13 protein-coding genes are annotated in these 13,328 nt (G+C 63.5%); 4 read left to right on the plus strand and 9 right to left on the minus strand.

Features of this window, described 5'->3' with window-relative positions:
• Window positions 1-2,799: DUF3472 domain-containing protein (locus B4C31_RS00940; RefSeq protein WP_291530964.1), on the plus strand; the 2,799-nt coding region annotated here is incomplete at its 5' end.
• 61 nt (window positions 2,800-2,860) lie between these two features.
• Here the strand turns inward: B4C31_RS00940 and B4C31_RS00945 are convergent.
• On the minus strand, window positions 2,861-3,256 hold the full coding sequence (locus B4C31_RS00945) for a cupin domain-containing protein (protein WP_291530965.1): 396 nt from the start codon (window positions 3,254-3,256) through the stop codon (window positions 2,861-2,863).
• A 133-nt stretch (window positions 3,257-3,389) separates the two neighbouring features.
• Window positions 3,390-4,088: an SDR family oxidoreductase gene (locus tag B4C31_RS00950; RefSeq protein ID WP_291530966.1), complete on the minus strand. Its 699-nt coding sequence runs from the start codon at window positions 4,086-4,088 to the stop codon at window positions 3,390-3,392.
• 193 nt (window positions 4,089-4,281) lie between these two features.
• Here B4C31_RS00950 and B4C31_RS00955 point away from each other — a divergent pair, with 193 nt between their 5' ends.
• Together B4C31_RS00955 and B4C31_RS00960 are read left to right on the plus strand one after the other, a co-directional pair.
• The gene (locus B4C31_RS00955; RefSeq protein WP_291530967.1) at window positions 4,282-5,190 is read left to right on the plus strand and encodes an ABC transporter ATP-binding protein; all 909 of its coding nucleotides are present in this window, start codon (window positions 4,282-4,284) and stop codon (window positions 5,188-5,190) included.
• Window position 5,191: 1 nt separating this feature from the next.
• Window positions 5,192-5,980 carry an ABC transporter permease gene (locus tag B4C31_RS00960; RefSeq protein WP_291530968.1) on the plus strand — a complete coding sequence of 263 codons (789 nt, stop codon included), beginning with the start codon at window positions 5,192-5,194 and terminating at the stop codon, window positions 5,978-5,980.
• An 85-nt stretch (window positions 5,981-6,065) separates the two neighbouring features.
• On the opposite strand, the gene B4C31_RS00965 is transcribed toward B4C31_RS00960, so the two are convergent.
• The 3 genes from B4C31_RS00965 to B4C31_RS00975 all read right to left on the minus strand — a co-directional run bounded on the left by B4C31_RS00965 (window position 6,066) and on the right by B4C31_RS00975 (window position 9,274).
• The gene (locus B4C31_RS00965; RefSeq protein ID WP_291530969.1) at window positions 6,066-7,355 is read right to left on the minus strand and encodes a uracil-xanthine permease family protein; all 1,290 of its coding nucleotides are present in this window, start codon (window positions 7,353-7,355) and stop codon (window positions 6,066-6,068) included.
• A 110-nt stretch (window positions 7,356-7,465) separates the two neighbouring features.
• Window positions 7,466-8,278, minus strand: a complete 813-nt coding sequence (locus B4C31_RS00970) for a histidine phosphatase family protein (RefSeq protein WP_291530970.1) — start codon at window positions 8,276-8,278, stop codon at window positions 7,466-7,468.
• Window positions 8,279-8,521: 243 nt separating this feature from the next.
• Entirely contained in the window at window positions 8,522-9,274 is a 753-nt protein-coding gene (locus B4C31_RS00975; protein WP_204386711.1) for a helix-turn-helix domain-containing protein, read from the minus strand.
• A gap of 196 nt (window positions 9,275-9,470) precedes the next feature.
• Between B4C31_RS00975 and B4C31_RS00980 the strand changes: the two genes are divergently transcribed.
• On the plus strand, window positions 9,471-9,596 hold the full coding sequence (locus tag B4C31_RS00980) for a hypothetical protein (protein WP_291530971.1): 126 nt from the start codon (window positions 9,471-9,473) through the stop codon (window positions 9,594-9,596).
• 110 nt (window positions 9,597-9,706) lie between these two features.
• Here the strand turns inward: B4C31_RS00980 and B4C31_RS00985 are convergent, their stop codons facing one another.
• From B4C31_RS00985 to B4C31_RS01000, 4 genes are all read right to left on the minus strand, one after another.
• A complete protein-coding gene (locus B4C31_RS00985) occupies window positions 9,707-10,777 on the minus strand; it encodes a YeiH family protein (protein WP_291530972.1) in 1,071 nt (356 codons plus the stop codon).
• Between the two features lie 277 nt (window positions 10,778-11,054).
• Window positions 11,055-11,882, minus strand: coding sequence for a LysR family transcriptional regulator (locus B4C31_RS00990; protein WP_291530973.1), 828 nt, complete (start codon window positions 11,880-11,882; stop codon window positions 11,055-11,057).
• A gap of 17 nt (window positions 11,883-11,899) precedes the next feature.
• A complete protein-coding gene (locus B4C31_RS00995; protein WP_291530974.1) occupies window positions 11,900-12,865 on the minus strand; it encodes an AEC family transporter in 966 nt (321 codons plus the stop codon).
• Window positions 12,866-12,872: 7 nt separating this feature from the next.
• Window positions 12,873-13,328: alpha/beta fold hydrolase (locus B4C31_RS01000; protein WP_349679114.1), on the minus strand; the 456-nt coding region annotated here is incomplete at its 5' end.

Genomic DNA, 13,328 nt, shown 5'->3' on the forward strand with positions numbered 1-13,328 from the left:
ACGCGCCCCGACGGCTCCTATGGCAACAGCGTGCTCTTCTCCGTCTGGGACAACGGAGACGTGGAGAAGGACCGCAACCTGCCAGAACACATGAGGTCCGCTGCCGTGGATGTCGGTCCGGGAGCCTACGCCACACGCTTCGGCGGCGAAGGCACCGGCAGCAGTATCCGCTTCCGGGCCGACACACTCTGGAAGTTCGACCACTGGATCCAGTTCCTGCTCAACGAGCGCCCGGAACACACACAAATCCAGACCATCGACGCCCAAGGCGCCCCCCAGGTCATTGACTACAAGAGCACCCTTCAGTCTATGTGGTACAAGATGGCGGACGAACCCGACTGGCACTATATCGGAACCCTGCGCGTGGCGGGGGCCGACCGCCTCACATCCGGCATCTACAGCTTCCTCGAGAACTTCGGCAACGGCGGCGGCGAGTTCCTGCACCGCTGCTACTTCCGCAACGGCGCCATGCGCTCTGCCGCCAGCGGGCTATGGTTTGCACTGAACAAGGTGGGGTTCGGCAACACCCAAAACAATGGCAAGCGCGAGTCCCGCTATGACTTCGGCCACGGACGCACGGAGCTCTACGACAACTGCTTCTACCTCGAGACCGGAGGGTATATGGGCACACGCGACAGCGCCGACAGCTATCGTGCACCCCTGCAGGGCCAGATGCCCTGGGTGGACACCATCGACATCGATCGGCTGAACCAGCGCATAGACCTCGCCGTCGCCCGCAACCACGGCAAGACCGTGCGCTCCGCCATCGAGGCCACGCGCACCGTGTCCGATCCCGCCACGTGGCAGCTCATCGACTACAGCGACGAGGAGACCGTGGGCGAGGGAGACAACGGTCGTGCCGCAGGCATCCTCGACGGCAACCTCACCACCTATTATCATAATAAGTGGAAGAACGGCTCCGCCAGCTTTCCTCACGCCTTCACCTTCGACGCCGGCCTGCCCGTCACTGTCCGTTCACTGGAGCTCTACCAGAGCCGCGACAACAACTACCGCGCCAAGCAGTTGCAGCTCTATGCTTCCGAGGACGGTAAGCGCTACACCCCTGTCAGCAGCCGCCTCGACGTAGAGGACACGGACCACCCCACCGTGGAGCTCGACTCCGCCGTCACCGCCCGCTACTTCCGCGTCCGCTTCCTCGCAGGCTACGGGGCCAACCTCGTCATCAACGAGATGTATTTCAAGAATGAGTACCGCATCGAGGACCTGAAGACCTTGGCAGCGAGCATCCTGTCCGAGGAAGACCAGTTCGGAGGCTTCGCTCCCGCTGACCTCCAAGACCTCCATACCACCTACGACGCCACCCTCACGGCCTCCTCTCCGTCCACCGACGCACTCCTCCGCTCGCTGGAGCAATTGGGCCAGAAAGCCCAGCCCCTCACCTACGGCGTAGTCGGTTCTGCCGAGCACCTCTCCTCCTTCTGTGCCTATCAGCTGCATAACATCGACGGCCGCGGAGACCTCATCGCCACCCCCGAGGGCGCCCTCTCGATCACGGGCGCTACCTCGCAGACCTCCCCCGACGGCGCCCCGGCGGCCAGCTCTGCCACCTCCGTCACCAGCCCCTACTCCAACTGGCTCATCCTCTATTCTGCCGCGTTCAAGGACTACTACCTCTACAACCTCGGCGCCCGCCGGTTCCTCAGCGTCAGCCCCACCACCCAGCCCGAGCTCGTCGATGTCCCCGTGCCCCTCAACGTCACGCGCAGCAGCAGCGGCTTCACCATCGGAGTCCCCAAAGGCCTCGTAGGGCTCGACGCCACCAAGGAGCAGCCCGTGGGCCGCTTCACCTCGACCTCCAAAGCCACCCTCTTTGAGTTCCGCAACAACTACGCCCTGACGCCTTCCAACACCGACGTCCTCAACCTCATCGACAGTTCTCAGCAGCAAGCTCACATCGAGGCCGTGTACAACGCCCTCTGCGAGCAAGCCATCCACACCTACTCCAAGGCTTTCGTCACCACCATCGACCGCGCCACGAAACTCATCCGAGGCAGCAGTTCACTCAGCTCTAACGTAAACAGCAGCCAACAGGAAGCCCACAGCCTCGCCAAACTCGTCGATGGCAAGACCAGCACCTACTGGGAGTCATGGTACTCCGGCATCTCGTGGCCCAGTGAACCGGGCTACGTGCAGGCCAAGCTCACCACCCCCGTGCCCGCCTTCTACATCACTTTCACTCCTTCGCAGCACACCCAGTACGGTCGCCCCGACATCCCCCAAGACCTCCGCATCTACACGGGCACCAGCCGTTCCAACCTCGATTTCATCTGCGAACTCGCAGAAGATATGCCCAGCGAGGTCAGTGAAGTTTACACCTCTCCCGCCATCTTCAGCGGGCAGGATATCGGCTTCGTGCGGATGGAATGCCTCTCTACGCTGGAGAACCGCGATGGCGGTCGCGTCTTCGCCATGAGCGAGTTGCAAATCCATCCCGCCCTCGTCGATTCCGCGGCTTCGCTCTACTGCCAGCGCCCGTGGGTGCAGGAGGCCGTGGACGACCTCGGTCAGGAAATCGCCGCCATGCGCAATTGTATTCACACCAAGTCCGTCACTTCGGAGGATGCCCTCCGCCTGCAGGCTGCCATCGACCGCGCCGAAGCCTCCTACCTCGACCCCAATGGCGTCGCAGCCCCCTGGAGCTACTCTGAAGGCAGCAAGGGGGCATCCCGCAGTTCCCTCAATTCCACCTGGTTCGACCTCACGGGGCGCCAGCTCCCCGCACCTCCCACTCAGAAAGGATTCTACATCCAGGGCGGGCGTAAGGTCCTCGTCAAATGAATAAACCCACCTAAAGAAAGTGGTCAGCCGTTGTGTCTGGGCTGACCACTTTTTTGATTTCTCAATCCAGTTTTCCGTACCACTCGTCGTCCACCGGTTCCAGCCACTCGTTGCTCACGTCGGCGCCAGGAATCATAATCGCCAGATGCGCGAACGAGGCGTGCGGCGTGGCGCCGTGCCAGTGTTTGGTCTCGGCGGGCACGTAGACCACGTCGCCCGGCTGCATCGTGACCACCGGCTTGCCCCACTCCTGGTAGTAGCCGACGCCGCCCACGGCGATCAGGATCTGCGGGGAATTGTGATGGATATGCCAGTTGTTGCGGCACCCCGGTTCGAACGTGACGTTCGACAGCGCGATCTCCTTGTTCAGCAATGGTGCCAGATAGCTCTGGCCGATGAAATACCGCGCATAGGCATCGTTCGGTTCGCCCATCGGGAACAGGCTGGGATTGTTCATGGTGTTTCCTTCCTGATCGGTTCCATCGGCTCCGTCGGTACGGGACGGAGTCATACGATTTCATTCCTACCCGTATGGCCACCGGATCGCTAATGCCGCATCAACATGGTCGTTATGCCTGTTACGCATACGATCACACGTAGTTGCGTTCGATCAGGATGTCGGAGACGGTCAGGTTCGCGTCGTTGACCAGGTTGAACAGGATGACGTTGGCGCAGTCAGCCGGGCTCATGAACGTGTGCTGCTTCTCCTCGGAGACGTAGTCGTGGCTGTCGCGGTAGAACTCGGTGTCGATGCCGCCCGGGCACACGCCCACAATCTTGACACTGGTGCCCTTGTAGGCGGCCTTGAGGCTTTCGGTGTAGCCGCGCTCGCCCCACTTGGTGGCGCAGTACACGGATTCGTTGGCGTTGCCGCGTGTGGCGGCGGTGCTCATGACGTTGGCGATCTTCAGGTCGCGCTCGCCATCCGCCTTCAACGTCTCGACGCTGAACAGGATCATCCCCTTCAATCCCTTCAGGCACTTGTCCACGTCGGCGGCCTCGTACGCGGTCGGCACCTTGAACGACGGCTGGCCGGCGTTGTTGATCAGCAGGTCGATGTGCCCGATCGACGCGGCCTCGGCCACCGCCGCCTTGACGAACGCCTCATCCGAGATGTCGCCGGTCAACGCCCGATAGCGGTCGGGGCCGAACGCCTCGGCGAGCTCCCGCTGTTTTTCGGCGTTGAAATCCACGCCGCACACGAACCATCCCCGTTCGATCAGTTGCCGCGTGAGCTCATACCCCAGTCCCAACGCGCTGCCCGTCACGATTGCGATCCGCTTGTCCATCACGACCTCCCTGTCTTGCCGGAACCAATCGCCCTTCACTGTATCGAACCGGTACGACTCCGGCATCGCTTCCGCGTCGGGTGCGGATATGTGCCCGTCGACGCACCGCACCGCCCGCACCGCCCGCACCGCACCGCCCCGGCAACACACATCCCATTACCCCATCCGAACCGACCCTGCCTACACTGGCGACATGACAGCCTTATTACGCGCCGAACACCTGTTCTGCACCCTGCCGTCGTCCGACGGCGAGCGCGTGTTGTTCCGCGACCTGTCGCTGCAGGTCGAATCCGGCGAGATCATCGATCTGACCGGTCCTTCGGGTTCCGGCAAGTCCAGTCTGCTGACCGCGCTGGCGCAGCTCAATCCGCACGCGTCCGGCGATCTGACCCTGCAGGGGCGGCCCGCATCCGCCTTCACCCCGCAGCAGTGGCGCACACAGGTCACCTATCTGCCGCAGCAGGCCATCCTGACCGGTAGCACCGTGGCCGAGGCGATCCGTCTGCCGTTCACGCTAGCCGTTCGCGCCGGCGGTCCGAACGGTGCGGAGGGTGCGGAGGGCGCATATGACGGCGGTCGGAGACGGTTCTCGTCATTGCTCCGAGGTACCGTCCACCACACAGCCGATCGTTTGGATGACGAGGCGATTCGTCGGATGCTGGATGCGCTAGGCTGCGGCGACATCGAGCTGGACCGGCCGCCGCACGACCTGTCGGGTGGCCAGTCGGCGCGCGTCGCGCTGGCGCGTACGCTGCTGACCCGGCCGAAGCTGCTGCTGGCCGACGAGGTCGACGCCGGATTGGATGACGACAACGCGGCCAAGGTCGCCGCGATCATGACGCGGGCGGCGCATGACGGTATGGCGATCATCCGCATACGGCACCGGCCACCGGATGGAGCGTCCTCACGCACGCTGGTGTTGAGCGACGGCCAACTGCATGTCAACGACGTAACCCATGATTCAGGCGGCAACGATCTGCCGGCCGCCGCACATGCCGATGGTTCACGGTCCGGTCGAACGCAAGGTGACGAAACGCACCCTGATGGCGTGCGCCCCGATGGTTCACAGTCCGGCACTGCGCGGCCGGAAGAGGAGGCGTGACATGAATGCAGGCACCTACTACCCCATCGACGTCTGGGGACTGCTGGCGGCCATGCTGATGGTGGTGGCGGCCGCCGCGGTGTCATGGCGGATGCGGCTGGACATCGGACGGACGCTGCTGTGGTCGGCCTGCCGCGCGTTGCTGCAACTGTGCGCGATGGGGCTGATCATCGGGTTCGTGATCCGTGCCGACAATCCCTGGCTGGTGGCCCTGCTGATCGTGGTCATGCTGGGGGCCGGCGTGCAGATCACGCTGTCCCGCGCCAAGGGCGTGCCGCGGGGCATGACCGGCCCGGTACTGCTGGCGTTGGTCATTACGATGCTGCTGATGCTGACGTTGGTGGCCGAGCTGATCGTGCGTCCGACACCGTGGTACTCCCCGCAGCTGGTGGTGCCGCTAACCGGTATGCTGTTGGGGAACTCGGTGTCCGCGCTGGCGGTGGGGCTGACGCGGTTCTTCGAAAGCATGCGGGAGCGGCGTGACGAGATCCAGATGATGCTGGCGTTGGGCGCCACGACGTGGGAGGCGGCCCGGCCGTCGATCGTCTCCTCGTTGAGACTCGGTCTGTTGCCCACAACGGCCTCCCTGGCATCGAGCGGCATCGTGACGATCCCCGGCATGATGGCGGGACAGGTCATCGCCGGCGGGGATCCGTTCGATGCGGCGAAATACCAGTTCGTGATCCTGGCCGCGATCTCGGCGCTGACCCTGCTGGCGGACACGATCATCATGCTGCTGGTGTACCGGCGTTGCTTTACCGACAGGGACCAATACCTCATGGCATGGTAGCCGATGCCTGACAGGGAATATGAATGTGGGGCGGCTTTCAAGCCGCCCCACAGGAGTCAGTCATCCATGTTCGGATGGACCGTCATCACTTGATGTCCGGATCATCCTTCTCGATGGTGCCGGTGGCCTTGCCGATGGCCTTGAGGCCGTGGTAGGCGACGAGCACGGCGATGGTGCCGATGGCGATGCCGTTGAACTGCACGCCCTGGATGGCGAACGTGAAGTCGGCGATGCCGATGATCATGACGATGGCGGCGGTCATGACGTTGAGCGACTTGTCGAAGTTGACATGGTTGTCAACCCAGATGCGCACGCCCATCATGCCGATCATGCCGTACAGCAGCGTGGTCACGCCGCCGAGCACGCCGGCGGGAATCGTGTTGATGATCGCGCCGAACTTCGGGCACAGGCTCAGCAGCAGCGCGAAGCCGGAGGCGAACCAATAGGCGGCGGTGGAGTAGACCTTGGTGGAGGCCATCACGCCGATGTTCTCGCCGTAAGTGGTGGTGCCGGAGCCGCCGCCGAAACCGGCGATGGCGGTGCCCAGACCGTCGGCGAACAGGGCGGTGCCCATCTTGTCGTCATAGTCGCGGCCGGTCATCTGCGCCACGGACTTGACATGGCCGACGTTCTCGGCGATGAGCACGAGCACCACCGGGATGAACATCGGCAGGATGGAGAAGTCGACCTGCGGCAGGTGGAACTTCGGCAGACCGATCCACGCGGCCTCGTTCACGGCGGAGAAGTCGACCTGGCCGCGGAAGCAGGCGTAGATGTAGCCGACGATGACGCCGAGCAGGATGTTCAGACGGCCGAGCAGGCCCTTGAACAGCACGGAGATGACCAGCACGGCCACCAGGGTGACCAGCGCGGTGTCGGGGGCGAGCTGGAAGTTGTTCCACACGCTCGGGGCCAGGTTGAAGCCGATGATGGCCACGATGGCACCGTTGACGACCGGCGGCATGACCACATCGATCCACTTGGAGCCGGCGAAGTGCACCAGCAGGCCGATCAGGGCCAGCAGCAGACCGGTGACCATAATGCCGAAGCTCGCGACGGCCAGGCCCTTGTTCGCCGTGGCGACGGCGGTGATCGGGGCGATGAAGCCGAAGGACGAACCCAGGTAGCTCGGCAGCACGTTCTTGTTGATCAGCAGGAACAGGGCGGTCGACATGGCCGTGAAGAACAGCGTGGTCGAAGGATCGAAGCCGGTGAGGATCGGCACGAGGAAGGTCGCGCCGAACATGGCCACCACGTGCTGGGCGCCGATACCCGCGGTACGGCCCCAGGTCAGACGCTCGTCGGGTTCGACGACCTCGCCCGGATGCAGCGTCTTGCCATCGCCATGGATGGCCCAGCTGAACAGATTCTTCATCTGTTTATCTCCTTTGAACTCTCTCAGCGCGGCACACTCCGTCCGCGCGCCGCAGAATAGTATAGCGACACGCCTAGTCCAGGGGTTAGGGTGGTCCTTTTGCCGCAGACTCACAGATGCGGATCGACCGAATGCACCACATCCACCAGATCGCCGTTGGACAACGTGGGCTTGGTGAACTCACGCCACGGTTCGACCTTGACCTCCCAACGCCCGGTCCGCTCATCCAGCACCGGCCGGGCGGTCTGCTCCCATCGGACGCGCGGCGAGGTGCGGCCGGTGTGCGGGTCACGGCGCGAGTAGTGCAGGCAGGTGCAGTTGGTGATCTGCCACTCGGGGCTGTCCGCGCGGCGTAGGAACTCCTCGTCCGAGATGTCCTCCAGCGTGAGCATCAGCGCCAGCATGAAATCGCCATGGGTCACCGCCACCACCGATTCCGACTCGGCCCTGCGGTTCAGCGAGGTCAGCAGGTTATGGACGCGGTCCTCGGCCACATCCGCGATCGACTCGCCCGCCGGCGGACGCCAGTACAGCGGGTCGGTGCGCTTGAACATCCAGTTGCGCGAATAGTTCGTGCGGAACTCCTCCTGGGTGATGGTGTTGATCTCACCCCACGAACGCTCACGCAGCACGCGACTCTCCTCCCAACGCGCCTTGGGCAACGCCATCGTGGCCGCCGTCTCCCGTGTGCGCACATACGGCGACACCAGATACCGATCGAACAACTCCTGCTGGGAGACCAGCCATCGTCCTATGCAATCGGCCTGCTTGCGCCCGATTGCGGTCAGCCGCCACGAGCGGTCCGGTACGGTGACGTTATCCTGCGTGTACAGGGAGTTATCGCCCTGCTCCCCCGCCTGCACGATGACGTTCGCCTCGGACTGGCCGTGGCGGATGACATACAGATCCAACGGCATGCCCATGGTCGCTCCTCCTGAACTCGTCGATTGCCGTACCGATATCGATCAGATCCGCACCGGACGTGCGGACCCGTTCCGATTCCACCGTAGCCGAACAACGGCGCGACCGGGCACGTTTTTGCGATGGACCTGTACAGAATTCACCGGAGGCACATGCCGCGTTCACCTTCGGCACCGCGACCACGCCGACGACCATGGCCGGATCGCACGCCCGAATGCCTGATGGCGCCAAACCCCGGCATCCGGCTATTCCGGCCAGATGCCGGCCTGGGCATTGGCGTTGCGGTATTCGCGCGGCGTCACGCCCATATGGTCCTTGAATACCTTGCCGAAATGACTGGGCGAACGGTATGCCAGAATCTGTGCGATCTCCCCGACCGAATACTGCGAATATCTGAGCATGTTGCGCGCCGCCTCCATGCGTTGATCGGCGATGTAGCGGGAGATGGTGGTTCCGGTCTCCCTAGCGAACAGTTCCGACAGGTACGTGGGGTTGAGGTGGACGTGGTTCGCGAGCATCGGCACCGTGATGCGCTCGTGCAGGTGGTAGCGGATGTAGTCCATGCATTCGACGACCGCGGTGGAATGCACCTCGCCGCGCTGCATGTCGGCCATGGCCCAGGTGAAGAAGGTCATCATATCGGCATGCAGCCGGCGTACCTCATCGGTGGTGGTGCAGCGGTCGACGTCCTGGATGTAGAGATCGGAGGCGTTGTAGGCGTCCTCCTCGTCCATGCCGCCCTCGATGGCGAACCGCGTGGCCAGCGTGATCGAGGTGACGAACAGGTATTTCGCGTTGCGCAGCGGGTCGTCGCAGACATGGCCGTACAAGCCGGATGTCCACAGCCGCGCGCTCTCGCCGATGGCGGAGAGGTCGCCGTTCTTCATCAGCTCGTACTGCTTCATCTCCTCCACATACCGGTGGTGCCGCACGCGGTCCTCCCGGCTCAGGAAGTCAAGATAGCGCAGTTTGGCCTCGCTGACCACCGGCTCCGCCATCGCCCCTCCTTTCGTTCTTCACCATTTCTTTATCTTTATTTCAAGAATACCCGATATTTTTGATAGTTTTCTGGAAATCTCAGCAGGAAACCGACGGCTCGGAGGACGTAAGCTGTGCCTGTCACAACAGAAGATCGAATATCACCAATACGGCACCCGCAGACCAAGACGGGCGCCACAACGAAAGGAAACAACCATGATGAACCAGCAGATGACGGATCAGGCCCTGCGTTCCCCGCTCGCCGCTACCGACCCCTCGCTCGGCCACTACGCGCTCTCCCAGACCGTGTGGAACGGCATCAAGCGCATGCTCAACAAGTAAGACCTCCGCGGCGAGACACGCCGCGATACGCCACGAGGGCCCGCCTCCGAACGAACATCGGAGGCGGGCCCTCGCATATCATCGGTCGCGCCGTTTCCGGCACCGACCATTTAGAAGAACAGCTTGGCGACCAGTACCGAGAACGCCACCAGCAGCACCGAGGCGATGAAGCTGGCGAGCACAGCCTTGGCGCCCTTGGAGGCGATGGCCTTGAAGTTCACGTTGATGCCGAGCGCGGCCATGGCCATGCCGAGCACGATGTAGGCCACGTCGACCAGCTGGGCGGAGATGGCGGTCAGGAACGGCACATAGGTGCCCAGCACCGAGGCGGCGATGAAGCCGAGCATGAACCACGGGAAAGCGATCTTGCGCTTGCCTTCATGCTTGACCGTGGAATGCGTGCGGTCCCACCAGATGGCGATGATGATGGCTGCGAAGACGAGCATGAGCACACGGCTCAGCTTCATGATGGTGGCCATGTTCAGGGCCTCCTCGCCGAAGGCGCCGCCGACGGCGACCGCGTGGGCGATCTCGTGCAGGCTGGCGCCGGCGGCCACGCCCTGCTGGGCAGGGGTCAGGCCGAGCGCCGGGAACAGCGCGATCTCGATCAGCGCGAAGATCGTGCCCATGATGGCCACGGTGGCCACGGCCATCACCTCGTTGTCGGCCTTCTCCTCCTCGTCCTCCTCCGGAACGGTGATGGAGCCCGACAGTCCCATGACGGCGGCAGCGCCGCAGATGCCGGTGCCGCCCGCGGTCAGGATGGCGAGCATCGGGCTGACCTTGAGCGCACGGGCGATCAGGTAGGTCACGACGATGACCAGCGTGACGATGACCGCCGCGATCGGCAGGCACTTGATGCCCTGCGTGAACAGCACCTGCAGGTTGAGCTTGAAGCCGAGCAGGATGATGCCCAGACGCAGCAGCTTGTTGGAGATCAGACCGGCGGCGTCCTTGACGCCCGCCTTGCGCGAGTCGTTGGTGCCGACGTAGAGGGAACGGATCGGGAACTGGATGACCATGCCGATGAGCAGGGCGATGATCAGCGGGCCGAGCAGCGAGAAGCCATCGAACTGCTTGAGGAAGGTGCCGATGAAGGAGGCGATCAGCGTCAGGACGGCGATGAACAACATATCGGTGGTCGCGATGCGCTTCCACCACTTGGTGCAGAACTCTCTCATGCTTCCATTGAACAACGCCACCCCATATCGGTCAAATAGAACGTATCGATGAATATCATCACGATTTTCGATACCATTGGTTCCCGCCGGACCGCATACACCCAACTATCGTTCTTCAGTGGGCGGATTATGCGTTCAGTGGGCGTCCGCCACCGGTGCCAGCCGACCGATATTATTGGCATTCCGGGCACCTTGAAATCTCGGTCATGCGTCCAAGGCGCCCACTGAAGCGACAATGCGCCCACTGAACGCCGTTCGACTGGCGAACAGGCGCACGTTAGCGCAGCCTGACGTCGCGCAACGCCGTGATGATGCCATCGGCCAGCGCACGCTGGTCGCGGGTCAGGCCGGACCGCGGGATCAGCGCGTAGAACCGACGCACGAACTCCGGCCCCAAATCATGCACCGGCACCCCACCGGGGCACGCGGCGCGCGATACGATCGAACAGCCCACGCCCGCCGCCAGCGCGGCGACGATGGAGGCGTTGCTCGCCACCTCGATGGCGTGCGTCGGCACGATACTCTCCGCCTTGAAATACAGCTCGGTGTAGTAGCGCACTCCGGATCCATGCTCGCGCACCAGCCATACGCCCGAGGGGTCTCCGGCCAGCACCAGTTCGTCCTCGCACAGGGTGACGCGTTCGACCGATTCGCTGATGATCGGCTTCTCGACCACGCCCAGATGAGCCTCCTTCAGCCCCACCCGTTCCAGGATGCCATCCGAGTTCGAGGCCGCCACGGCGATCTCGAATCGGCCCAATTCACCGAGCGTCGCGCGCAGCGCCGCGGGGATCAGCACCGCGGCGGCGGTATGGGAGACCAGCATCGAGAACGGCTCGCGGTTCGCCCGCGTACGGGCGATCTCCTCGCGGGCGTCGCGCCACACGCCGCCGATCTGCGTGGCCGCGCGGTACAGCAGCGTGCCGGCTTCGGTGGGGGTCACGTCGCTTTTGGCGTGCCGCACGAACAACGGGGCGCCCACCATGGCCTCCAGTGAGGCGATGCGCGAGGACACCGTGGACTGCGAAACCTTGAGCTCGTCGGCCGCAATGGTGAACTGCCCGGTCTCATAGACGGCGATCAGCGTCTCCAACAGCGCGAACATACCACCAGTATCCCGCATCAGAACACCACGTAGGACACGCCGGTCAGCGTCAGCAGGCTGGCCGCGGTGGTCACCAGCACCAGACCGACCGCGTATTCGGGCATGTTGCGCTCCCGCTCGGCGAACATGACAAGCGCCGCCATCGTCGGCATCGCGCACACCACGGTCACGGCGTGCACCATATCCGCGTTCATCGCCCCCAGCCCCAGCATCGGCGGCACGAAGGTGAGCAGCGCGAACAGCACGATCGGAATGATCAGCATCTTGATCACGATGCCGACATACACCTCAGGCTGCTTGAGCGTGGTCTTCCAGTCACGCAGCGCGAACAGCCCGCCGATGTACATCAGCGACAGCGGCGTGGAGATCGAACCGACCGTATGCAGCGGCGTGTTGAGATCCTCGGGGATCGGAATGCCAATCAGGATGACCAGCAACGACACGACCACGGACACCAGGCCTGGACTCAGCAGACCGCGCAATTGCTGCGCCAACGATGCGGCGGGCCGTTCGCGGCGGGTCCGTTCGGATCGGGTGAGCCAGACGCCGTAGGTCCACATCAGGAACTGGTCGAGCAGCGCCATCAGCGAGTAGAACAACGCGCCACGTTCCGGGAACAGGGCGATGAGCAGCGGCAGTCCGATGAACCCGACGTTGCCGAATATGAACGCCGCCTGGAATATGTGACCGCGGTCCACCGGCAGGCGCATGACCTTGGCGATCAGCCAGGTGGATGAGATGAGCAGCACGTACATGACGGCTTGGAACACCAGGATGACACCGGATTCGAACAGGTCGGAGCGCGTGGCGCCCGCCGTGGCATTGGAGAACACCATCAGCGGTATACCCACCTTGAGGATCAGCTGACAGATGCCCTCCAGGGCCTTCTCGCCGTAGACCCTGCACCTGACGCAGATGTACCCGATGACCAGCATGATCGCGAACCCGATCAGCTGGTCCAGCACCACCGTGAACTGTTCCATCCCTCTCCTAACGAATCGGCAGCTGTCCGGCCCAATCGCGCAGCAATGCGCCGACCTGTTCGGGCCGGTCCACGTAGACATTGTGCCCCGCGTTCTCAATCACCTCATACCGCGCGTTCGGATAGTGGGGCAGGATTTCCTCCTGGTCCTCATAGCCGACGATCTGATCCTGACGACCGCAGATGATGGCGGTCGGCCCCTCGAACGTGCCGAATGCACGTTCCGGGTTCTCGGCCAGCCAGTAGCGGGCCTCCAGCCTGGCGTACGCGGCGCGGTCGAAGGCGCGGATGCCCGGCAGCACATACATCTGATACCGCCGCCATGCCTCGAACGACTGATTGACACCCATGCGGATGAAGTCCAGCACCTGGTCGAGCGGCAGTTTGTGCATCAGGTCCGGATTCGGCTCGCTCACCACATGTTCGGCGACGCGGCGGCGCGCGATCACCGGGTCGATGACCGG

The sequence above is a fragment of the Bifidobacterium sp. UBA4282 genome, assembly GCF_002394995.1.
GTDB lineage: Bacteria > Actinomycetota > Actinomycetes > Actinomycetales > Bifidobacteriaceae > Bifidobacterium > Bifidobacterium pullorum_B.